Origin of the sequence: Streptomyces sp. 796.1 (assembly GCF_047525675.1) — a bacterium.
Lineage (GTDB): Bacteria > Actinomycetota > Actinomycetes > Streptomycetales > Streptomycetaceae > Streptomyces.
On record NZ_JBLIWA010000024.1, the window covers coordinates 49,283 to 70,827 of the forward strand.

Below are 21,545 nucleotides of genomic sequence, written 5' to 3' on the forward strand. Positions count from 1 at the left end.
GCCCGGGTGGGGTTTGGCGCGGGTTCGGTGCGGGCTCGGCGTGGGGTTTGGGCGGGCTCGGCGCCCTGCCGGGGTCGGGGTTCGGCCCTGGCGCGGGTGGCGCTTCGGGGCTTGCCCGGGGGCTCGGCCCCTGTCCGGGGGACGGCTCGGGCCTCGTCCGGGGGACGGCTCGGGCCTCGTCCGGGCAGGGGCTCGGGCCTCGTCCGGACTCCGTGGGCGCGGGTGTCCTGGGAGAATGGAGGCATGAGCGTGGAGATCGACATCACGGGTCTGCCGCCGGAGCACATCCTGTTCCGCCCCACACCGCTCGCCGAACTGTGCGCCGCGCTGCACGCCCTCGCCGAACCCGACCACCACCCGGGCCTCAAGACCTGGGTGGCCAGCACCCTCGCGGGGCTGCCGCGGGAGCTCGCCGGGCGGCTGCACGAGGCCCGCCTCATGTGGGGGTCCACCTTCTCGGACGTCTTCGTGCCCTTCGCCGGCGTACCCGCCCGGCGGGGGCTGCCGGGGGCCACGCTCGCCGAAGACCTGGACGTACTCGACCAGTTGGACGACGAGCGCTTCGTGGCCTCCGCCCTGGAGTTCACCTGCGCCGCGCCGCACGACCGGCGCGGCCCCTCCCCACTGGCGGATGCCGCCGAGCGGGCGCGGGTACTGGAGCTCGCCGCCGCGCGCGGCCCCGGCCAGCAGGACTTCACCCGCCGGCTGCTGACCGACCCGCCCGCGATCCGCGCCTGGGTCAGGCGGCTCCTGGAGGACTGCGACGAGGCGTTCTTCGCCGACGTCTGGCGGCGCGTGCACGGCGAACTCGCCGCCGACGCCCGCCACAAGACCGAACTCCTGCACCGCAAGGGCCTCCCGGCGGCCATCGCCGAGGTCTCCCCCGCCCTCAGTCTGACCGGCGACGGGCGCCGCCTCGTCGTCGACAAGATGGCCGTGGGCGCCACCTCCGCGCTCGACCCGGCCACCGGCCCCGGCATCACGTTCGTACCGTCCAGGCTCGGCTGGCCGCACCTGCTGGTGCTGCACGCCCAGGGCTGGCGGCCCGTCGTCACCTACCCGGTCGCCGCCGCCGACCTGCCGCAGGCCAGCTCCGTACAGGAGGTGCAGGAGCGGCTTGAGGCCGTCGTCCACCCGGCCCGGATACGGCTCGTGCGCTTCCTCGCCCGGGCCCCGCACACCACGGGCGAACTCGCGACGGCCACCGGGCTCACCGCACCCGAGGTCTCCCGCCACCTCGCGGTGCTCAGGAAGGCCGGCCTGGTGACCACGCGCCGCCGCGCCAGGTACGCCGAACACCAGCTCCTGGTCAGGCCCGTCGCCCGGCTCGGCAGTGACTTCCTGGAGAGCATCCTGCGCTGACGGGCAGCGTCCGGCGTCGGCGAGGGGCAGCGGGCGGGGCTGCCTGGTCGGGGACGGGCCGCCGGCCGGCCGGGCGGCGGTCGATGGCCGACGGGAGCCGCCGACGGGGCAGCGGCCACCGGCGGTCGGCGCCACAAGATCTCGACCCGGTCAAGTGGCGGTAACCACAGTCTTCCAACGGAGCTGACCTTGTGTCATTTGACTGGGTGAGTCAAACGTTGCGGCGCCACAGGGGCCCCGGGGTGCACAGTAGTTACGTGTCCACCCCGTCCCCGGGCAGGCATTTCAGGACAGAGGAGGGGCGTGCGTAGCAACCAGGAGTTCGCGCTCGGCACCGTCCGCGCGACCACACACGGATCGCCGCCGCCCAACGGGCCGACCCGGGCCCGATGTTAGTCCGAAGCCAGCCGCGGTGCCGGACCAGCACCGAGGACCGGACACCATGCCGCGCAGTTGTCCCGCCGCATGCGCAACCTCTTCAGTCTTGTCCCTAGGGGGAATTCTCATGACCGTTCCCGACAATTTACTGGACGGCGTTTCACTCCCCGGCCTGCTGCGCACCTGGCGCGCGGAAGCCGGCGAGAAAATGGGGCTCAAGAAGCCGCTCCCGCAGAAACAAGTAGCGGAGCGAATGGAAGTCAGCGAACGCTGGTACCGAAACCTGGAGGGCGGCCAGACGGTGCCCCTCCCCGGCCCCGTACTCAAACGCCTGGCCACCGCACTCGCCTTGGGCCCCGACGACAGAATGGCCCTCTTCGCACAGACCCTCAGCCGCCCCTTCACACCGGCTTCCAGCACCGAAGGCGCCGACGTACGAGAGCGGGGCGCGCTGGACGCCGTCGTGGAAATGGCGCGAACGCCCGGCCCGCACCCCGTCTACGTGGTCGACAGCGCGTGGAACCTGATCTCGTTCAACCCCAGGATGGCCGAGTGGTTCCCCGAGATCTGCCAGCCCGGCACCAACCTGCTGCGCTGGGTCTTCTCCGCCGACGGCCGGGCGAAGCTGATCGACTGGCAGGCCAACGCCGAACGGTTCCTCGGCCAATTGCGCTTCTCCCTCGCCAACCACCCGGACAACCTCGAACTGCGCGAACTCCTGAGGTTCCTGCTCGCCCATCCCGAGGTTTCCGCCCTCTGGGAACGCAGCCCGCGGCTGATCGCCTACCGCGAAGGCGAACTGTTCCGCTTCCATCTCCCCAGCATTTCCCCCGACGAACTCTCGGCCGTCGCCCGCGTCTTCCTCCCGCCGTATCTGCCGGGCATCAGATACGTCACCCTGATGCCGCACTGAGGAAAACCCCGACCTCGTACCGGGCGGGAATTCCGCGCCGCACCGGCCCGGAATTCCCCGGCGCCGCCGCGGACCGTCGCGGGGCCGCTGCCACCCCAGGGTGGACAACGGCCCCGCGGCGGGTTCCGGTCGGTTTCCCCAGCCGTCAGGCCGGGGGCAGCAGGCGCTTCTGCGGCTTGCCCATCGCATTGCGCGGCAGCGCATCCAGGAAGCGCACCTTGCGGGGGCGCTTGTGGGCGGAGAGGTGGCCGGCGACGAAGTCGATCAGTTGCTGTTCGGCCACGCCGTCGGCCACCACGTACGCGACGATCTCCTGACCGAGGTCGGCGTGTGGTGCGCCGACCACCGCGGCCTCACGCACCGCGGGGTGGTCGAGCAGCGCGTTCTCCACCTCGCCGGCGCCGATCCGGTAGCCGCCCGACTTGATCATGTCGGTCGAGGCCCGGCCGACGATGCGGTGCGTGCCGTCCGGCTCGATGGCCGCGATGTCACCGGTGCGGAACCAGCCGTCCGCCGCGTACGAGGCGGCCGTGGCCTCCGGCCGGTTCAGATAGCCGTCGAACAGGGTCGGCCCGGTCACCTCCAACTCGCCGATCTCCGCCCCCGCCTCGGCCACGATCCGGGTCCGCACGCCGGGCAGCGGCACCCCGACGTGGCCTGGCCGGCGCTCGCCGTCCGCCCGGGTCGCCACGGTGATCAGCGTCTCGGTCATGCCGTACCGCTCCACCGGACGGTGCCCGGTCAGCTCCTCCAGCGCGCGGAAGACCGGCGTGGGCAGCGGGGCGCTGCCGGAGACCAGCAGCCGGGCCCCGGACAGCGCGCGGGCGGCGGTCGGGTCGCCCGCGACCCGGTTCCACACGGTGGGCACCCCGAAGTAGAGGCTGCCGCCCGCCGCCGCGTACGCCTCCGGCTTCGGCCGGCCGGTGTGCACCAGGGTGCTGCCGACCCGCAGCGGGCCCAGCACGCCGAGGACCAGACCGTGCACGTGGAACAGCGGCAGGCCGTGGGCGAGCGTGTCATCGGGGGTCCAGGCCCACGCGTCAGCGAGCCCGTCCAGGCCGGCGGCGACGGCCCGCCGGGAGATCAACGCCCCCTTGGGAGCGCCGGTGGTGCCCGAGGTGTAGAGGACGAAGGCGGTGGCCGCCTCGTCCGGCTCGGGCCCGTGCCACGGCGCGCGCTCGGCCACGTCCACCGGAAGCACCTCGACGCCGGCGTCGGCCGACCCCGCGCCGGCGCCGTCGCCCACCCCGCCGGGCCCGGTGAGCAGCAGGGCCGCACCCGAGTCGCGCAGGATGTGGTCGCGTTCGGCGGGCCCGGAGTCCGGTGGCAGCGGCACCACGGGCACCCCGGCGAGCAGGGCGCCCACCACGGCCACCACGGTCTCCAGCGTGGCCTCGGCCCGTACCGCCACCACCGGGGCGCCGGCCACGCGGGCCGCCACCGCCCCCGCGGCGCCGAGCAGTTGCTCCCGCGACAGGGGCCGCCCAGCGATGGTCAACGCGTCGGGCCGGTCGTCGACCGATCCCGTCAAGGCCGCCAACAGAGCCTTGCTCACCAGCGATTCCTCTCCTCGTAAGGCCACGCCAGCGGCCTTGGTCACGCGGGCGGACCGCGTGACCGCACCGGCCGGGCCAGCGGCAACGGCGCTGTCCGGCCGGCGGGACCACCGACCGCGCCCGCTGTCCGTGTCGTCGTGCGCGGCGCGGCGCCCGGCGCCCTGCGGGATCGCGGGTGCGGGTGCGGTGCGGGGCGCGGTTCGTCCCGTACGACGGCGGTGCTGACGTTACCGACCCGGTCGGCGCCCGAACACGGCAGCCGCCCGCTGGCCGGACGGGGGCCCGGGCGGGCGACGGGGGGCCGTGGCGGGCGGGCGGCGGGGAGGTGACGCACGGGTGGCGCCGGGGCGCGGAGTGGGGGCGGGGCCGGTGGCGCCGGGGCGCGTGGTGGGGGCGGGGCCGGCGGCGGGGGCTTGGCCCCCGGCCGATAGGGGGGCTGACCCTACTTACACCCCAGTCGCTTACCCGTAGCGTATGCACCATGGACGCCCGCGACCCTGAGCTGAAGAAGGAACTCGACGCGACCTTGCAGACGCGCAAGGAGCTCGGTCCCGAGTACGAGTCGGAGCTGGTCGACTCCTTCATGGAGAAGGTCGAACAGCGCTTCAACGACACCGCCGACCGGCACGTCCGCCGCCAGCTCGCCGAGCAGCAGATGTCCGCCGCCCGCGGGGTCCGCCAGCCGGCCGGGTCCGGAACCACGGCGGCCACCGGCATCGGGGTCGGCGAACGGTTCGGCTTCGTCGCCGTCTCGCTGGTGCTCGCCATCCCGCTCTCCGCGATCGGCGCGGTCAACGAGGGCCTGCCGGGCCTGCTGGTCGCCTGGGGCGGCATCTTCGGCGTCAACGCGGTGCACGCCCTCGGCGGCTTCGCCTTCCTCCGCCGCGACCGCAAGAAGTCCCAGGGCGACTGGGACTGACCCGGAACCGGCCGCGGGCCCCGCGGGGCCACGGCGTACGAACCCGCGCACAGCACACCACAACCGCGCGAATCCCCGTACGGAACACGGCTGGCCCGTGACCCATCCAGGTCACGGGCCAGCCGGCAACGTACGCGCGGGGACCGCCGCACCCCGGTACGCGACCGGGGGCGGGACGACGACGGTCCCCGCGGGGGACGCGGGCCGGGTCCAGGCCGGTCTCGCCGCGTCCGGGCGACCGTGGAGGTCCGGGAGCCGCTCCGGAGGTCCGTGTCGCCGTCATCGGGTGTCGGTGTCGCCCTACCGACATCCCCCACCGTGCCGGACGCGTGTTAAATGCGTGCTGCTGGCGCGTGACGCACACGTACCACTTGTGCGAAGGGGCGCCCCCGGCCCCCTCCCCCACTGGCCAAGGCCCGGGCAGCCCCCGTCCGCCCGCGCCGCACGCTGTCCACTTGGGGCCGGCGCCGGCCGGTCTGACCAGGGGGTGGGTCACCTGGTCCGCACCACCGGGCACGCCACCGCGCCTGCGGGACGCGTGCCGTGGCCGGCGCCCGCGGCACGCGTCGCGCCGGCTACTTGGCCGTGCCCTGCGCCAGGTAGGCGAGCAGGTCCTGACGGCTGACCACGCCGGTCGGCTTGCCCTCGACGAGGACCACGGCGGCGTCCGCCGTGCCGAGGACGGCCATCAGGTCGGAGACCGGCTCGCCGGAACCGACCTGCGGCAGCGGCGGGCTCATGTGCTTCTCCAGCGGGTCGGTCAGCGCGGCGCGCTGGGCGAACAGCGCGTCGAGCAGCTCGCGCTCGACGACGGAGCCGATCACCTCGGCGGCCATCACGTCCGGGTGGCCGGCGCCCGGCTTGACGATGGGCATCTGCGACACGCCGTACTCGCGCAGCACCTCGATCGCCTCGCCGACGGTCTCCTCCGGGTGCATGTGCACGAGCGAGGGCAGCCCGCCCTCCTTGCCACTGAGCACGTCCCCCACGCGCACGGCGGGGCCGGCCTCCTCCAGAAAGCCGTAGTCCGCCATCCACTCGTCCTAGTCAATCGGCAAACATGGGTATAGTTCTGACTCGCAAATACATACGACTAGCGACTTTTCATGCGGAGGGCGCCGTGGCCGGTACCTCAAGGAGCTTCCTCAACCCGGAGCTGGTGCGCGCGTTGCAAGCGGGCAAGACCTTCGAGGACTGGCTGGACGGCCGAATACCCGGCGTGGACTACGCCCGCATCAGCGCCGACCAGTCCCTTCGCTCCTCGACACGAGCGAAGACCCGGAAGGCCGGTACTGGAGTCCGGCACCAGCACGAAGGGAACGACGAGACGGCCGCGGAACACGGCGTGGCCATCGTCAAGTACTTCGAGGACAACAACATCACCGCGGCCGACCCCAACGTGATGAGACCGAGCTTCGTGGAGATGACCCGCTCGATCCACTACCGGAAGGTCTCCGAGGGCTACCCCGTCTGCGCGGTGATCTCGGTGGAGCACGAGCGCGTGTGGCGTCTCCCGGAGGACTACATCAAGTTCCGCCGGGCTGTCATCATCGAAGGCGACGGGCTCTTCATCGAGCGAGGGAAGCCGTACGACCTTGTGAGCACCGGTGGCAACATCGTCGGTCTCGTGAACTCCGGAGTATCCGAGGGCGAGGTGACCAAGACGAAAGAGCGCCTTCACCGCGAGGTCAAGCGCCGAGCGCAAGACGGAACAACGCCCGGTGGCCGGCGCCGTTTCGGCTGGCTCGCTCAGGACGTCCGCGAAGGCCGCGGGGTGAACATGAAGCTCCACCCGGAGGAGTCGGTCATCCTGCGCGACATGATCGACAAGGCGTTGGAGGGGCGGGCCTGGAACTCCATCGCCCGGGAGCTCAACGAGGCCGGAATCGTCGGCGCGAGCGGACGGCCGTGGTCGGGGGCCACGGTGCGGCAGCTCTTGATCAACCCCGTGCTGTGTGGTCAACGAGCCATGGACGGCAAGCTCGTCCTCGGCAAGGACGGCAAGCCAGTCATGGGCCTGTGGGAGACCATTTGCACCGTCGAGGAATCAGCGGCACTGCGGCAGCTCTCCGTACGGCGCGGGGCTCAAGCAGGCAGCTTCCGCAAGACGCATCCCGGCTACGCGGTGCCAGGGGCTCCGGAGTCCCGCGCGCGGAAGTACCTGTTCTCGGGTTTCCTGCGCTGCGGGGCCCCCCGGAGGGACGACCCGACCAAGATATGCAACTACAAGATGGGCGGGACTCGCCGCCCGACGAAGGCGAACCCCGACAACTGCATCTACGTGTGCGCGAAGCTCGACTGCGGAGGCACTTCCCGCCAGATGGGGGCCGTCGATGAGCACTTGGAAGAGCTGATCGTGCGGGCCCTTGAGGCCCGGTACAAGATGGTGGAGCCCCAGGTCGCCGAGTGGCCGGGGGCAGCCATGCTCGAAGACCTCCAGACACGACGAAGCACCCTCGAAACCAAGTGGGCCGAGGGTGCTGTGTCGGACGCTTCCTTCTACCGCCTCCTCCCGAGCATCGAAGAGAAGATCGCCGGTCTACAAGCCGACTGGCGCGACTTCATGGAGGAGCAGGCGGCAGCGAACGCGTTCTCCGGGTGGGACCGTTCGAAGTGGAAGGACATGGACCTGACGCAGAAGCGCACGGCCATCAGCCGCATCATCCAGGCCGTGATCGTGACTCCGATCCCGAAGGGGCGCCCGCTGCGGGCGCCGTTCGATCCGGAACTGCTCAGGGTCGTTCCGAGGGCGTAACTGCTGCGACCAAGCCGAGAATCTGGCGAAGCTCCCGATCGGTCTCCTCTGACCAGGCTGGGAGCTTCGCCAGTTCACGGGCGACCCACTCTTCGTTGCCGGTGAACTCGCTGGTCGCCCCGGTCGGAGCGCCCATATGGCCACCCCCTCTCGCTGGTCGAGTTCTTCAGTAACCTCTTGTTCCAGCTCGTGGGCCAGAGCACCCGCCTCAACGCCCGTGAGGCCCTGGTGGATGAGCGCGGCCAGAGCCTCAAGCTCTCCGCTACTGAAATCGGAGAGTCGGTTGCGCCGGTAGCAGTCGAGGTCGTACTCAGTCGTCGGCATCGCCCTCGTCCTCTGCAAGGGTCACAGTGCCCGGATGCATCTCCTTGCCCCAGTAGTCCTGAGCCATTTCCTGCGCAAGAGGGTGCGGCACACCGTGCGAGACGGCTTCGGTGTAGATCGTTCCCGCTATGCGCGCCAGCAAGAGGGTGATCGTGCCACGCTTCTCGATGAGTGCCTGGTTGAACTCGGTCTCGATGTCGGACATCAGTTCCTGGAAGGAATTCTGGTCTGCCAAGGGGGCTCCTAGTGTTTGCTTGCTTCGAGGTCGAGGACGCTCCCCCACGACTGCGCACCAATCTCAGCGTCCACGGGAATCAGCAGGCCGCGGACGGTCATCTCCATGATTCGCGCGGTCTCATCAGCCAGTTCTACGGCTCGGTCCTCGGGGAAGCTGAAGATCAACTCGTCATGGATCGGGAGGCGGACGTACTCGGTGTAGCCGTGGCGGTCGAGTTCGATCAGGGCCCGGGCCGTGATGTCGCGGCTGGTGGATTGGATGAAGTAGTTGAGGGCGGCGTAGATCCGGTTGCGGTCGACGGGTATTCGTCGACCCGTCCCGGTGTAGATGTAGCCGGTGCGTCGGGCCTCGCGCTGTAGGCGGTCGGCCAGGCGCTTCACGCCCGGGTAGGTCTCCCAGAACGCCTTGACGGCCTTCTTCGCTTCGGTCTCCGATACGCCGTACTGCTCGACGATGGCCTTCCATCCGCCTCCGAAGCAGACGGTGAAGTTGGTGCCCTTGCCGGCCTTACGGTCGACGCCTGCGGCGTCTGCGGTGATCTGGTGGAGGTCCAGGCCGCGGCGGAACGCGTCGAGCATCGTCGGGTCACCGCTGAAGGCGGCGAGGACGCGCAGCTCCATGTTTCCGTAGTCGCTGCTGACGGTGACATGCCCCGGGTCTGCCAGAAAGCAGTGCCGTACGTAGGAGTCGCCCGCCGGGAGCGTCTGCGCGGGCACCGCGCCCGAGATGGTCATCCGGGCGCTTCTGGCCTGGCAGGAGTTGATGCTCGCGTGCACGCGGCCTTCTGAATCCCGGCCCCGAAGGGCCCGATCGAACCAGGTGGCCCGCCACTTCATCGCCTTCTTGGCATGGATGATGGCCTTGGTCAGCGGGATGTCGACCGCGGACAGCACCTCGTCATCGACCGATAGGTTCCCCTTCTTCGTCTTCTTGGTGAGCTTGATGCCGCGTTCGTGGAGGGCAGCGATGATCTGTGCGGTGGAGTTGACGTTGTCGACGCCTTCCTGGCGTGCGACCTCTTCCCACTTGAGTTGCTGCTCGCGCAGCTCCGCCGACTTGGCCTGTGCGTACGCGCTGTCGAGCAGGTAGCCCCGGCGCTCGATCTTCGCCGTGATGTGGGCCAGGCGGTGCTCCCAGGAGATGAGCCCCGCCCTCCGGCTGCGGACCGGAATCTTCGGCTTGAGTACTTCGAAGAGCCGGAAGGCCAGGATGGGGTCCATCCCCGCGTACAGGTTGAAGCCGTAATGGTCGATGGGGACGATCGGCCATACGTCATCCTTCTTGACCTTGAGTTCCTTGGCGACGGCGGCCATGGAACCCTTGACCGCATCGGCCAGGGCGGGGCAGATGTAGTGCTTCGTCAGCTCTTCGAGCCGGAGGCCCGGCCCTTGCTCTTTGACTGGTCGCGGATCGCAGAGATGCGCGAACAATTTGGTGTCCCAGCTCTTCGGAGCAAGCTCTTCCATCGGCAGACCGAGACAGACTTCGGCCACGTGCAGGTCGAACGTGCCGTTGTGGGCGATGAGCCGGCGGGTGGCCCGGAGCGCCCAGCGGACCGCATTGCGGAAGACGTGGCCCTTCTCAACGGGGACCACGAACGACTCGTGTGCGTTGCCGAACTGCCAGAGACGGGCCCGGAAGGTGCCGATGCCAGCGTTCCACCAGTCGAGGCCCGTGGTCTCGGAGTCGTGCGCGAGAAGGTCCTGGTTGGCCAGGACGAACGACTCGAAGTCAGGAAGATCGTCCTCGGCCTCAACGATGTGGATGCGAACGAGCTGCCCTTGGATCGGGTGATCAATGACCCGAATGCGTACCTCCTTACGCCGCGGGGGCCGGCCCGGCGACCGACCCCCGGTCTCGTGACAACTTTTTGGGCATGGTTAATTCATTAATTCGCCCGGTAAGACCCGTCCTTCTGGCGCCACATCGGAGAGCACTGCGCCGACTTGTCTAGCCCGCGCCCGCCGCAGAAGTACGCGGCCCAGCTACCGCCGTCCTTGAACGTCCGCTGGCCGTGCTCGCAGGTGTAGTCGCTACTGGACGGCGCGGCCACGACCTTGCCGTTCTCGAACCTCTTGGGTGTCGAGTTAGCGCCCCCCTTGTACTGATCACGGGTGTACTGGGCGAACCGGGCGTTGTGTTCGATCAGCCCCTTTTCCTTCATGGCGGCGAGCAGTTCTACGCCGCGGGCCGCCGTCTCAATGGCGGTGTGGCCGTACACGGCCGGCGTCAGCCACTCGGCTCCGTAGTCAGGTCCGGCCTTCACCGTGAGCCCGATCTTGAAGGGTGCCGGGGCGTTCGGGGCGGGCGCAGGAGCGGTCACAGGCGTCTCCGTGAGAGGTGGGGTGGTGGGGTCGTCCCAGGGGGACGTGTCGGCGAACGGGTCGTCGGTCACAGCGCATTCCTTCCGTGGTGGGCAGAGTCGAGGATGTCGAGAAGGGCTGCCACGTCGGCGCACGCCAGGTTGATCTCCGACATGGTGCCGTCCTCGGCACGGTGCGCGATGTAGGTAGCGGTGTCCTCTTCGTCGTCGTGGACGACTGTGAGTTGCACGTACGTCTGGCTTGGCGAGTCGATGTCCCGCCGATAGATCTTGGTCGTTTCGATCACGTCGTGTGCCTTCGGATGCGGAGGGTTCGGTTCATCTGCTGGGCCAGGGCGACCGTCGCGCGACTGAGCGCCTGCCGATCGGCCTGGTCCGAGACGGGGAGGCCGTATACGTGGCGCCGCATGAGGAGCTGCTTGTACCGCTCTGGCAGCTTCTTGAGCGCGGTGGCAGCGTCGGCGCGCGCCGAGACGATGTTGTCGCCTACGCGTGTCCGGAGCAGGTCGTCCTTCTTGCCCACCACTTCGCCGAGTTCGGCGTCGGTGTAGAGGAAGGTCTGCACCGCGAGCTTGGCTTCGTCGGGGGTGTAGTAGTAGGTGTCATCCAGGAGGTCGCGGTAGTTGCGTTCCCGACTCGCGTACTGAGTGCCGGCCTTGTGGAAGATCTTCCAGAGGAAGTCCTCACTGCCGTAGTGGGCTTCGATCGTGGCCCGGTGGGTGTAGGCGTGAAGCAGGATCTCCTGCTTCACGTCGGCCGACTCAACGATGTGCCACTTCTGCGCGATCCCGATCGCAACGCGCTCTGCCAGGCCGGCCAGGTAGGCCCAGTCCAGTTCAACGGCGTCAGGCAACCGCGGCCTCCTTCTGCCGGACGAAGCGACCCTGCTCGTTTCTCTGGATCGCTCCATGTCGGACTCCGTCCACCACGAAGGACCCGTCGCGCTCGACGTACACGGGAACCGGGGCCGCCGAGTACTTGCCGACCAAGAGCCGGCCCCAGCCCTTCTGCCAGTTGGCAACGCCTTGCGACAGGTACTCGGCCTTGACCTCGTCCATGAGGTGGCCCGTCTCGAAGCCGTAGAGGGTTCGCCGATGGCGGCCCACGCCCACCGTCTCCGGGGAGACCGCGTTTTTGTGGGTGTGCCCCATGACCACGGACCGATCCAGCTTCCTCACCTTCGAGGCCGCGGTGCGGCCGGGGATGGGAGACAGCCCCCGCAGCTCGTGCCCGTGCATGGCGACCCAGCCCGGCGCCACCTCGGCGAAGGGAGGCAGCACCTCGATGTCGAGCCCTTCGAAGTCCAGCAGGACGTCGACGTCGAAGGCCCGGCTGGCCGCAAGCGCCGGCGCGTAGCGCCGCAGGTACTCCGCAGGGCGGATGTCGTGGTTGCCCCGCATGAACTTCACCGGGCCGCCGTACCCCTCCCGGAGATCGTGCAGCAGCGCTTTACCACCTTCGGACTCCTGGAGGACGCAGTTCTCGAACTCGGCTCGCGTGTTCTTCGACCACCGCGAGGGGGCGGCGTAGTTCATGAAGTCGCCGATGATGAGAACTTCTGCCGGCTGCCGATCCGCGATGTAGCGCCAGAGGTTGCGGACTGCCCGCGCGTCGTGGAGCGGAAACTGGACGTCGGATACGATTACGATTTCACGTACGCTCACACGCGCTCCTCTCGGCGCTCAATCTCGATCCGGATGTAGTTTTCGGCCTTCTTCAGGTCTTCTATCGGTGTCCCTTTCAGGTCAGCCCGCCACAGGTACTTGACGGCATTTCCCATCGCGAAGTTCATGTGCTTGGTGATCTCTATGCACTCGATACCGCTGGGGTGCTGGTTGTAGTGGCCGGGATGGTCGACGTTCGACTTCGTGTCCGACCGCGGGGGCCTGTCTCGAAAGGCGAACTTCATCGCCTTCAACGCCTCCTGGCCTCGGAGGTCCATCGAGAGGCCGGGGGCCTCATTCAGAAGTCGCTGCCCGGGGTCGTTCTCGGAGGAAAACGCCAACTCACCGTCCGTGAAGCACATAGCGGCCCCGCCGGTGAGTTGCACATCGTTGGGGTAGGGCTGTCCCTCATAGACACCCTGAACGACTCCGCGCGTGTTCTCTCCTACCCATCGCGCTATCTGACTTGGGGCGTCAGTCACAACAACCTTGTCCCCCACGCGAAACTTGCTCATGCAGCGAGCCCTAGCCTTTCCCGGGATGCTTCTTTTCCGTATGTGACAATGAATCGATTCGCGTCATATCCGTCGCCGAGGTCTATCGGCCTTGCACTGGCTAGGCGTTCACAGACCTTTCGCGTGAAGGCGCGCCCTGCCTCGTCGCCATCCCCCACCACGAGAGTCGTGGCGAGGCCGGCGAAGGCGGGGTCGAAGTGGTCACGCCAACTCGCCACGCCGGGGACACCGACGGCTGGCACTCCAAGGCCAGAGACGGCCATAGCGTCGAGTTCTCCCTCGCAGAGAACCACGGTCGAGGAGGTCAGGAGCGCTGCCGTGTTGAAGAGGTGCGGGTTGTGGCCCGGAATCGTGAGGTACTTGGCATGCTTCTCGTGCGCCTCCTCGTGGGGCTGCACGTAAGCCCCACTGCCGTCCTTCACGCACTCGTCCGCGATACAGCGAAAGCGCATGGTGGCTAGCGCGTGCACCCCACCGGCGGGGCGGAGATAGGGAATGGCCAGCCGACCGCGGTACCACTCATGCCCTGTAATCGGATCGGAAACGTAGCCGACGCGGAACTGTTCCGCCTGTTCGCCCAGCCCGCGATGCTCCATATATTGGGCGGCTGGGCTTTCGGGGTACTGGCTGCTGTATCGCTTCCCGGCGGCTACCAAATCTGCTTTCTGCGATTCGCGTAGCTTCAACGAACGTCGCCCCTTCTTCCCTTTGAATCACGCCGATGGAGTCGAGCGACACCCCACAAGCGAAGCAATGGACCCGCTCCGTCTCGTAGTTGACTGCCGCAGAGGCTTTCTCCTCCACGTGGAAGGGGCAAAGACACGCCACCCATGCACCTACGCTTGTCCCAGCATGCGGAGCCTGCCAATTGGTCTTGTAGTACGCCAGAACCGTCTCGATGGGCGGTTTATTGATCGGCTTCAACTTGTGTTGCCGGCTCTGGATCGTCCGCCCTCCGAGTGACCACCGGAAAGTCGTATCGGCGATAGGCGGCCTCCATGAACTGCCGGTTGCCGCGCCAGTCGCGGTAAGTTGGCGCATCACCTTGGCCGTGGGTCACGGCCTCTCCTCTCCTTGGTAGTACCGGCGGCCGAGAAGGCGGGGAGCCGGTGGGTCCTCCAGGTAGCGAGCCGCAGCTCGAAGTGCTTCGGCAGAGTCGCGTGCGGCGGTCAGCAATCGGCCGTTGCACATGCGACAGAGCAGACCGCGGACGAGGTTGGTTCGGTGGCAGTGGTCGACAGATAGCCGCTGCCTTCGGACGCCGCCACAGATGGCGCACCGCCCGTCCTGCGCCGCGAGCAGGGCGTCGTACTCCCCCGCACCCAGCCCATAGACGCGCCGTACACGCCGTTCGTGATCTGCCGCGCTCCGCGCCTTCTTGCGGCAAGTCGCGCACACACGTCCGTGCGGGGCGAAGAAGCGGCGGTCGCGGTTACGCAGACACCGTGCACACGGACGCGTCCGGGCGCGGGCGCCGGAGGTCATGAAGCCCTCCGCAGGCTCCGCTCCAACCGGAGTAGGCGACCGGACTCGTCGCATTCGACCGCGGTCTCACGCAGCACCTGCGCATCTATCACCGCCACCTGCCGCGCCTGCGCGCTGCGCCTGGCGACCACCGCCTTCATGTGGCGCCCCCGCAGGTCGAGGGCGAGCTGCCGGGTGTCGAAGCGACGACTGCTGAACTCCACAACGAGCACGACCGCCGCCTCGGCGAGCTTCGCCTGCTCGGCCGGAGCGAGTTCGGGGTAGCGCTCAGGGAGAGCAGCAGCCAGTTCGACGCCGAGGCGGTACCCCCTGGGAGCGGGGACTCGCGTGGCACGGGACGGTTTCACGTTCCCGCTCCTTCCATTTGGTCTCGCGACAACTTTTGTCGCAAATTAAAAGCCCACACTGCTGGCCGACAGGTCCGCCAAGCGCATGTTGCGCGTATTGAAGGAGAGCGAAGCGAACGTCTCACCGCGGCTGTCTTCACGCCCTTCGCGGTTCTTCACGGGGCTTACGTTAAGAATCACGCCCCCCATGCCGTCGACCTCTTTGTGAATGGTCAGAACCAGAGCGGGAACCCGACTGATCTTCCCCTTCAACCCGGACTGGGGGATCGGCTTCAAGCCGTCGGAATATTCACCGACAACGTGATGCATGGCCATCACGTGGGCATGGGTTTCACGCGCCAGCTCGTTGAGGTAATCGCACAGCCCCTCCAGGGAAAAGGTGTACTCGTCTGCGCTTCCGGAGCCCCCCACATCGACATTGGTGATGTTGTCAATCACGACAAGGTGTGGGTAGATGTTGAAGACTTCATGAAAGGCTTCCAAGTGCATTTCGATAACGGCTGGCGTCGGCCGGGCCTCATAGTTGAACCGTTGCCACCACCGGTCCGCCAGCACGTTGTTGTACTCGAAAAATTGCCCCGCATGCAGCTTGGACTTGATGTCTTTTACGTCGTCACCGGTGATAATTGCTGTAGCGCGCGAAAGTTGCGTTGCCGCCGTGGAGTCTGCCGAGAAGTACAAAGTGGGGACGTTACTCTGCACAGCAAGGTTGAGCGCCAACATGCTCTTTCCGGTACCACCAGCAGCAGCGGTTATTGACAACTCGCCCCGCCGAAAGTTGGCATCAAGCTCCTCCAGCCCCTTGAACGGAGACGGAAGAGGTTCACCAGTAGCCTCTCGCATATTGACCGACTGACTCAGAGAGTACACGAGACAGTTCCCCTTTTCGCGTTTTCTACACTACATAGCAGGCGGTCTCGCAACAACTCAATTTCTCATCGAGCAAGCATGCGAAACGTCACAGAACTTGCAGGCGAACCCCGGACGGGCCGGGAAGTTCCCCAGCTTGACAGCAGAATCCATGGCCTCGAACCGCTCTCCTACCGTCCACTCAGTCACCCCCGCCAGGGAAACGGGGCGAGAGAGACGACCGTCCTTGGCCAGGTACCAGTCGGCCTTGTTGACCTCCACGCCGAAGGCTTTGCGCGTCGCTACGCCGTATGCCTCAAGCTGGAACCTCGACTTCGTCGTGCCTGTCTTCCAGTCCCGCGGCCGGACAGACCCGTCCGGGTCTTGAACTAGCTGGTCAATGAACCCTCGAACCTGGACTCCACCCAGTTCCACCATGAAGTACAGCTCAACGGCCTTGCGGCCATCGGGCGTGCAGTACGTTGCGCTCGGCTCCCCTGCGGCCCATTCGACATAGCGCCGCGTCTGCTGCTGGCCGAGCACATATCGCGCTTCGATGTCGCTACCACCGTCCCTGCGTGCAGAAAGCCACAAGTCCACGTTCGGCTCCCTGCCAAGACTCTCGTTGATCCCCTCCGCGTACCGCTCACTGAAGATCTGCACGACCTCGTCCACCGACATTTCCCTGTCGGACAACTCAAAAGCTTCAGCAGCAGAGTGAAAGGCGGTGCCGTGGTGACTCCAGGCGGCCGGCCTAGGCACTACACGCTCGACGCGTTGCAGATAGAAGCGATGAGGGCACTGCTCGTACTGCTGGACCTGACTAACAGACCGAGGCTGGGTTTCAACGCTCAACGGATGGCCTCCGGATGGATCACGTAAAGGTGGGATGACGCACTCCCTGCGAAGTGCGTGGAAGGGCGTGCCGAAAAAAGAACGTCGACTATCGCCTCACGCCAGCGCCTCAAGCCTTGCCGGCAAAAGACGATCTCGACATCTCGCCAACACTCGTCGGTCGCAAGGTCGCTCACGACCAGGTGGAAGTAGCACCCAGTTCGGGGCGACGAGGTGTCCATTCGGCAAACCAGAACACCTTCAGCGAAAAGCAACGTGACGCCCGTGACGATAGACGTTGATTCAATCGCACACTTAAGAGCCTCCGCAGAATTTGAGCGAGCATCCTCCAACACGCAGGTCGACATGTGGGCGACTCCCAGGAATGGTCTCGCAACAACTATTTGGTTAAATATTTTCCCGACACCTCTAGGCATCGGGATTTGACCGCCCGACCCGCCGCCAGCGCTCAGGAAGCGGACTCGGCCGACCCGGTGATCCCCACTATGCCGGATCTTGCGAGGCTTAGGTAGGAACCATCCAGTTCCGGAACAGTTGGGTTCTAAGATCCACTTCGCGCGATAGGCGATCTACGCGGTGATCAATAACAAGTGCGCTGTATGCACCACTAGGACCGTAGGTGTCTGGAGTATCTTGTTTCGCGCGGCTGTGGCCACTCCAGCCCCTCAAGCACGACGAGCGAATTGCGATCACCCCCCATGAACCACCCCCAGTCTGATCTGACACGCCTCCTACGCGCCTGGCGCAGACGCGTGAACCGCGACGAGGTTGCCCTCCCCAGCCGGTTTAACCGCAGGCGCAAGGCCGGTCTCACCCAGGAAGAAGTAGCCGACCTCGTCGGCGTGAGCCCCCGCTGGTACAACAGGCTGGAGACCGGTGCCCCCGGGGCCTACTCGGATCTGTTTCTCGAAGCGGTCGCCGAGGCCCTGTCCCTGGACGACACGGAGCGCCACGCCCTGTTTGTCCACGCCGTCGGCCGGCAACCTCAACCGCGGCCCCACGTCCTGCCGTCTGGCGGAATCAGCCCCCACTTCGCCGAGCTGGTCCGCCGACAGCCGCTTCCCGCCTACATATCCGACACAGCCTGGGACGTGCACCTCTACAACGACCACGCCGTGGGCCACATGCCCTGGATGAAGTCCGTCGGCAACGTGATGATCTGGGCGCTCGCGCACCCCCAGGCGCGGTTGCAACTCGTGGACTGGGAGACCAAGTGGGCGAGGCCAATGGCCGCGCAGCTCCGAGCGGCAGCGAGCCAACACAAGGACAACCCACGACTGGCCCAGGTGATACGCGAGGTCCGGGAAGGAAGTGAGGAAGGCCGGCGAATCTACGACGACGACGTCACGGTGTGCACACACCCAAAGGGGGCGCTGCGCTACCGCATGCCCGAGTCCCGTAGCGACGAAGTCGAGGCGGTGTGGCTGGGCTTCCAGCCGTTGGCAGGCCCACAGTCCATGCACTTCATCGCCTGGCTACCCACCGACATGCTCTCGTCGGGGGCACCCTCAGAACTGACGACCGCGATCACACCGCCGAGCACAACCTGCGCAGTGCAGGAGGCCGCTTAGGTGTGACCGGCCGCAAGGGGCCCGGCTATCCATGCGAGGCGCGGAGCCCCCTTGGCGGAAGCGCATGGGGGCTCCCGGCGCTTCCGCCGTTCGTTCCGGGTGGGCGGTCTGCTACTCCGTTGTGGGCACCACGGCATCAGGGTCGGAGGGCAGTTCCAAGGCCGCTCGGATGTCCGTGGCCGGTAGTTCCGCGCCCTCCGGCCAACGAACGATCCATCGGTCATCCGAGGATCGGCGAGGAACCAGAACCCATCCTTCGTCCCGGGCGTAGTCGATGATCAACTGTTCGCGCACCAGCCGGCGCACCATCCGCTCCGCCGACGCCGCCGCGGTCTCACCGACCGACTCATCACCTAGGCGCAGCCGCAGGTACACCTTGAGGTTCTTGGACGCGTAGTTGCTGTGGTGCGTCTCCACTCCAGCGGAACCGATCTTGCCCTCCCGGGCCAAGGCCAACGCATCCCTCACGCGCTCAGCAACTGGTGCCCGCCGCAGTCCCATGGCCACCAGGCGCTTGCTCACCGCCTGCTTACGCACATCGTACTGAGCAGCAATCTCATCGTCCTTGACCCCGAGGTGGTACAGCCTCGCCAGCACGGAGTCGCTGGGCAGTTTGGTCATCGGGAACACCCTGTCGAACGATGTGTGAGCGGACCGGCCAGCCCCACCCGGGCCGCCCAACATACCACCGAGGTAGTCTCGCAACAATTTCTGAGTTCCGGACCTTACCGAATGTCACCCGAGTGATGTGCGTCTCACGCACGTGACAGCCCCACCAACTAACACGTACATATTTAGTGAATAGCCATTGACTCCTGATATTTCAGTGTCCAAATAGACGCAATGGCCTCTGTTCCTTTTTACTCGTCGCGCGCCTTCACGTTCCAACGTGGCTCCAAAGAGGAGAGGCGACGTCCGGCCCCGGCTGCCAGAAATTCAACCAGCCGGGGCCCTCTACTTTTGACGGCCCCTCCCCTTGGGTGTGCACGAGGCCCCAGGGGGCTCCCCATACCGGTACGCGTCGAGGAGGCTCTTGTGCCACGCGCTCGCTCGGTCTGCCTGGTGGTCGGCTGCACCGCCGTAACAGCCCGCTCGGGCCGCTGCGAGGAGCACGCCCCTCCAAAGCGCGGGTGGGCCAGCTCGGCGCGGAACCGAAATCGCCCCGGCGACTTCCACAAGCGACGGGCCATGGTCCTGGCCCGTGATCGCTTCGCCTGCCAGCGCTGCGGCTCGGCCTCCGAGTTGGAGGTCGACCACCTGGTCCCGGTCTCCAAGGGCGGTACGTGGGACCTGACAAACCTTTGGGTCCTGTGTCGCGACTGTCACCGCCGGAAGACCTACTTCGAGGACCGGTAGCCCTCGATTCATTCATTCACTCCGATCAGACTTCTCCGTGCCCGAGGGGGTGTTCTCGTGCCTGTTCGCCGCGGACCGGCCCCAGACCCGAACGCACGTCGGCGTAACCGCGAGCACGCCCTGGGCGAGCACGCGCTGACTGCTGAGCCGGGCGAGGGCCGTGCCCTTCCGAAGGCTCTGGGGGTGACGACCGGTGGGGCTAAGCGCTTCTGGAGAACCTGGGCCGCCGCCCCTCAGACCAGGCACTGGCTTGAGACGGACTGGGCCGAGCTGGAGCTGACCACGCGAATCGTGGACGCCTTCTACCAGGGCGATGTGAGGCTGGCAGGCGAGATTCGCCAACGCGTCGGTCGTTGGGGTGCCACCACGGAGGATCGGGCCCGGCTCCGAATGAACTTCGACAAACAGGCCGACGAAGAGGCGACCAAAGCCGCTCAAGAGGCCAGCAATTCGAACATGGACGAGGAACTGTTCCGGATGCTCACGGAGACGTAAAGGGGGTGGGAATGCCGCTCACGGGCAACATGCCGGCCGGCGTTCCGCACCCTTCCCGAAGCCTCGGGTACGGCATTATCCGATGGGCCCAGCGGTACATCGTTCAACCCGACGGCGAGACCGCGGGGCAACCGTGGCGCTTCACCGCCGAGCAGTTGCGTTTCGTTCTCTGGATGTACAGCATCGATGAGAACGGGAGGTGGTTGTACCGGTCCGCAGCGCTCCGACGCGCTAAGGGTTGGGGTTTAGGGCAAGACGCCGCTTCTCGCAGCTATCTGCATCGTGGAGTTCATCGGGCCCGCCCGCTTCTCGCATTTTGACGCCTCCGGCATGCCGGTCGGCAAGCGGGTTCCGCTCCCTCTAGTCCAGATCGCCGCAACGTCGCTGGACCAGACGGCCAACACGCGCGACATGATCCGCGGAATGTTGGCGGAATCCCCCGCGGAGCGGGAGTTCAAGCTCGACATCGGCAAGGGGCTCATCCAGTTCAAGGATGGCCGCCCCGGTCGGATCGAGCCCGTCACGTCCTCGTCCCGAGGACTTGAGGGGGCGAGGCCAACCTTTGCCCGGCCCCGGCAGAGACGCTTCTGCCGGGGCCGGGCCGTGCCCACTTTGTTGTTTGCGACGAGGTCCACCACTGGATCGAGTCGAACCAGGGCGTCTACGTCTGGGAAACCCTCGACCGCAACATCCAGAAGACCGCCGGTGCCGGCTCTCGACTGATCGAGACCACCAACGCCTTCAACCCCAACGAGAACTCGATCGCCCAGCGGACCTTCGAGGCCGCGATGGAGTACGGGGCGGCGGGCATTCTCTACGACTGTCGCGAGGCCGAGCGCGACATCGACCTCAAGGACGAGGCTGCGGTCCGGGCCGGCGTCATCGACGCCTACGGAGACTCCCACTGGGTGGACGTGGACGGCATTGTCGCCGCCATCTTGGACCCGCGTACCGCTCCGGCGGTCGCGTACCGCTTCTACCTGAACAACATCCAGGAGAACGCCGACGGGTGGCTGGTCAAGGCCGAGTGGGACGCGTGCCTTGACGAGGACGATCCGATCCGGCCCGGCGACCAGATCGCCGTGGGGTTCGACGGGAGCCTCCGCGGCGACGCCACCGGCTTGGTCGGAGCCCGCCTGCGGGACGGCAAGCTGTTCGTCCTGGGGCTCTGGGAGAACCCACGGGACCCGAAGCGTCCGGATTGGGAAGTTGACATCCTCGCTGTCGAAGCCGCGGTGAAGCGGGCCTTCGAGACGTACAGGGTCGAGTGGTTCTATGGGGACCCCCCGTACTGGCAGGAAGCCATCGGCCGCTGGGCCATCACCTACGGAGACGACCGCGTCTTCGAATACTGGACCAACAAGCCGATGAGGATGTGCGAGGCCACTGAGCGCCTGCACTCCGCCGTCGTGGTCGGCGACGTGAAGCACGACGGGGACCCGAACCTGACCCGGCACTGTCTCAACGCGGTGACCAGGGAGGTGCCCCAGGGGCTCCTCATTTGCAAGGACTCCCCCCGGTCAAAGCGAAAGATCGACTTGGCGGTGTGCGCAGTCCTCGCCTTCGAGGCCCGGGCGGACGCAATTGCCGACGGACGAATGCAGAGCAAACGAAGACGTGTCGTTGGGTTTTGAGCAAGG

At 67.0% G+C, this 21,545-nt stretch carries 23 protein-coding genes and 2 pseudogenes; 8 read left to right on the top strand and 17 right to left on the bottom strand.

Features of this window, described 5'->3' with window-relative positions:
* The first annotated feature begins 243 nt into the window (after positions 1–243).
* Both ACMA1D_RS17875 and ACMA1D_RS17880 read left to right on the top strand, forming a co-directional pair.
* Positions 244–1,362, top strand: a complete 1,119-nt coding sequence (locus ACMA1D_RS17875) for a DUF5937 family protein (protein ID WP_414724990.1) — start codon at positions 244–246, stop codon at positions 1,360–1,362.
* Positions 1,363–1,867: 505 nt separating this feature from the next.
* Positions 1,868–2,653: a helix-turn-helix domain-containing protein gene (locus ACMA1D_RS17880; protein ID WP_414724991.1), complete on the top strand. Its 786-nt coding sequence runs from the start codon at positions 1,868–1,870 to the stop codon at positions 2,651–2,653.
* A 145-nt stretch (positions 2,654–2,798) separates the two neighbouring features.
* On the opposite strand, the gene ACMA1D_RS17885 is transcribed toward ACMA1D_RS17880, so the two are convergent.
* Positions 2,799–4,208: an acyl-CoA synthetase gene (locus ACMA1D_RS17885; protein WP_414724992.1), complete on the bottom strand. Its 1,410-nt coding sequence runs from the start codon at positions 4,206–4,208 to the stop codon at positions 2,799–2,801.
* Positions 4,209–4,690: 482 nt separating this feature from the next.
* Between ACMA1D_RS17885 and ACMA1D_RS17890 the strand changes: the two genes are divergently transcribed.
* Entirely contained in the window at positions 4,691–5,128 is a 438-nt protein-coding gene (locus ACMA1D_RS17890; RefSeq protein ID WP_414724993.1) for a hypothetical protein, read from the top strand.
* A gap of 575 nt (positions 5,129–5,703) precedes the next feature.
* Here the strand turns inward: ACMA1D_RS17890 and ACMA1D_RS17895 are convergent.
* A pseudogene (locus tag ACMA1D_RS17895) lies at positions 5,704–6,171 on the bottom strand (CBS domain-containing protein); the annotation flags it as partial.
* Between the two features lie 77 nt (positions 6,172–6,248).
* Between ACMA1D_RS17895 and ACMA1D_RS17900 the strand changes: the two are divergent.
* Positions 6,249–7,883 (top strand): recombinase family protein, encoded by a 1,635-nt coding sequence (locus tag ACMA1D_RS17900; RefSeq protein WP_414724994.1) that lies wholly within the window; start codon positions 6,249–6,251, stop codon positions 7,881–7,883.
* Positions 7,884–8,193: 310 nt separating this feature from the next.
* Here the strand turns inward: ACMA1D_RS17900 and ACMA1D_RS17905 are convergent, their stop codons facing one another.
* The 13 genes and pseudogenes from ACMA1D_RS17905 to ACMA1D_RS17965 all read right to left on the bottom strand — a co-directional run bounded on the left by ACMA1D_RS17905 (position 8,194) and on the right by ACMA1D_RS17965 (position 16,483).
* Entirely contained in the window at positions 8,194–8,442 is a 249-nt protein-coding gene (locus ACMA1D_RS17905) for a hypothetical protein (RefSeq protein ID WP_414724995.1), read from the bottom strand.
* Positions 8,443–8,450: 8 nt separating this feature from the next.
* Complete coding sequence (locus ACMA1D_RS17910; RefSeq protein WP_414725057.1) at positions 8,451–10,253, bottom strand: DNA polymerase; 1,803 nt, start codon at positions 10,251–10,253, stop codon at positions 8,451–8,453.
* Positions 10,254–10,333: 80 nt separating this feature from the next.
* Complete coding sequence (locus ACMA1D_RS17915) at positions 10,334–10,840, bottom strand: hypothetical protein (protein WP_414724996.1); 507 nt, start codon at positions 10,838–10,840, stop codon at positions 10,334–10,336.
* Positions 10,837–11,055, bottom strand: coding sequence for a hypothetical protein (locus tag ACMA1D_RS17920; RefSeq protein ID WP_414724997.1), 219 nt, complete (start codon positions 11,053–11,055; stop codon positions 10,837–10,839). The genes ACMA1D_RS17915 and ACMA1D_RS17920 overlap by 4 nt, the downstream gene beginning before the upstream one ends.
* Positions 11,052–11,621: a hypothetical protein gene (locus ACMA1D_RS17925; protein ID WP_414724998.1), complete on the bottom strand. Its 570-nt coding sequence runs from the start codon at positions 11,619–11,621 to the stop codon at positions 11,052–11,054. The genes ACMA1D_RS17920 and ACMA1D_RS17925 overlap by 4 nt, the downstream gene beginning before the upstream one ends.
* Positions 11,614–12,432 carry a metallophosphoesterase gene (locus tag ACMA1D_RS17930; RefSeq protein WP_414724999.1) on the bottom strand — a complete coding sequence of 273 codons (819 nt, stop codon included), beginning with the start codon at positions 12,430–12,432 and terminating at the stop codon, positions 11,614–11,616. Before ACMA1D_RS17930 ends, ACMA1D_RS17925 begins: the two co-directional genes overlap by 8 nt.
* Positions 12,429–12,947, bottom strand: a complete 519-nt coding sequence (locus ACMA1D_RS17935; RefSeq protein ID WP_414725000.1) for a DUF3310 domain-containing protein — start codon at positions 12,945–12,947, stop codon at positions 12,429–12,431. The genes ACMA1D_RS17930 and ACMA1D_RS17935 overlap by 4 nt, the downstream gene beginning before the upstream one ends.
* Positions 12,944–13,633 carry a toprim domain-containing protein gene (locus ACMA1D_RS17940; protein ID WP_414725001.1) on the bottom strand — a complete coding sequence of 230 codons (690 nt, stop codon included), beginning with the start codon at positions 13,631–13,633 and terminating at the stop codon, positions 12,944–12,946. The genes ACMA1D_RS17935 and ACMA1D_RS17940 overlap by 4 nt, the downstream gene beginning before the upstream one ends.
* A 28-nt stretch (positions 13,634–13,661) precedes the next feature.
* A pseudogene (locus ACMA1D_RS17945) lies at positions 13,662–13,988 on the bottom strand (CHC2 zinc finger domain-containing protein); the annotation flags it as partial.
* Between the two features lie 15 nt (positions 13,989–14,003).
* Positions 14,004–14,486, bottom strand: a complete 483-nt coding sequence (locus tag ACMA1D_RS17950) for an endonuclease VII domain-containing protein (RefSeq protein WP_414725002.1) — start codon at positions 14,484–14,486, stop codon at positions 14,004–14,006.
* Complete coding sequence (locus ACMA1D_RS17955) at positions 14,429–14,779, bottom strand: hypothetical protein (protein WP_414725003.1); 351 nt, start codon at positions 14,777–14,779, stop codon at positions 14,429–14,431. The genes ACMA1D_RS17950 and ACMA1D_RS17955 overlap by 58 nt, the downstream gene beginning before the upstream one ends.
* A gap of 45 nt (positions 14,780–14,824) precedes the next feature.
* Positions 14,825–15,649: an AAA family ATPase gene (locus ACMA1D_RS17960; protein WP_414725004.1), complete on the bottom strand. Its 825-nt coding sequence runs from the start codon at positions 15,647–15,649 to the stop codon at positions 14,825–14,827.
* Between the two features lie 57 nt (positions 15,650–15,706).
* On the bottom strand, positions 15,707–16,483 hold the full coding sequence (locus ACMA1D_RS17965) for a RecB family exonuclease (protein WP_414725005.1): 777 nt from the start codon (positions 16,481–16,483) through the stop codon (positions 15,707–15,709).
* Between the two features lie 698 nt (positions 16,484–17,181).
* On the opposite strand from ACMA1D_RS17965, the gene ACMA1D_RS17970 reads away from it, so the two are divergent.
* Positions 17,182–18,054, top strand: coding sequence for a helix-turn-helix transcriptional regulator (locus tag ACMA1D_RS17970; RefSeq protein ID WP_414725006.1), 873 nt, complete (start codon positions 17,182–17,184; stop codon positions 18,052–18,054).
* Between the two features lie 111 nt (positions 18,055–18,165).
* Here the strand turns inward: ACMA1D_RS17970 and ACMA1D_RS17975 are convergent, their stop codons facing one another.
* Positions 18,166–18,675: a hypothetical protein gene (locus tag ACMA1D_RS17975; RefSeq protein WP_414725007.1), complete on the bottom strand. Its 510-nt coding sequence runs from the start codon at positions 18,673–18,675 to the stop codon at positions 18,166–18,168.
* A 567-nt stretch (positions 18,676–19,242) separates the two neighbouring features.
* Between ACMA1D_RS17975 and ACMA1D_RS17980 the strand changes: the two genes are divergently transcribed.
* Both ACMA1D_RS17980 and ACMA1D_RS17985 read left to right on the top strand, forming a co-directional pair.
* The gene (locus tag ACMA1D_RS17980; RefSeq protein WP_176165866.1) at positions 19,243–19,410 is read left to right on the top strand and encodes an HNH endonuclease; all 168 of its coding nucleotides are present in this window, start codon (positions 19,243–19,245) and stop codon (positions 19,408–19,410) included.
* A 183-nt stretch (positions 19,411–19,593) separates the two neighbouring features.
* Positions 19,594–19,905, top strand: a complete 312-nt coding sequence (locus ACMA1D_RS17985; RefSeq protein ID WP_414725008.1) for a hypothetical protein — start codon at positions 19,594–19,596, stop codon at positions 19,903–19,905.
* Positions 19,906–20,566: 661 nt separating this feature from the next.
* Here ACMA1D_RS17985 and ACMA1D_RS17990 read toward each other — a convergent pair.
* Complete coding sequence (locus tag ACMA1D_RS17990) at positions 20,567–20,716, bottom strand: hypothetical protein (RefSeq protein WP_414725009.1); 150 nt, start codon at positions 20,714–20,716, stop codon at positions 20,567–20,569.
* Between ACMA1D_RS17990 and ACMA1D_RS17995 the strand changes: the two genes are divergently transcribed.
* Positions 20,694–21,539 (top strand): hypothetical protein, encoded by an 846-nt coding sequence (locus ACMA1D_RS17995; RefSeq protein WP_414725010.1) that lies wholly within the window; start codon positions 20,694–20,696, stop codon positions 21,537–21,539. The genes ACMA1D_RS17990 and ACMA1D_RS17995 overlap by 23 nt on opposite strands.
* Positions 21,540–21,545 lie beyond the last annotated feature (6 nt).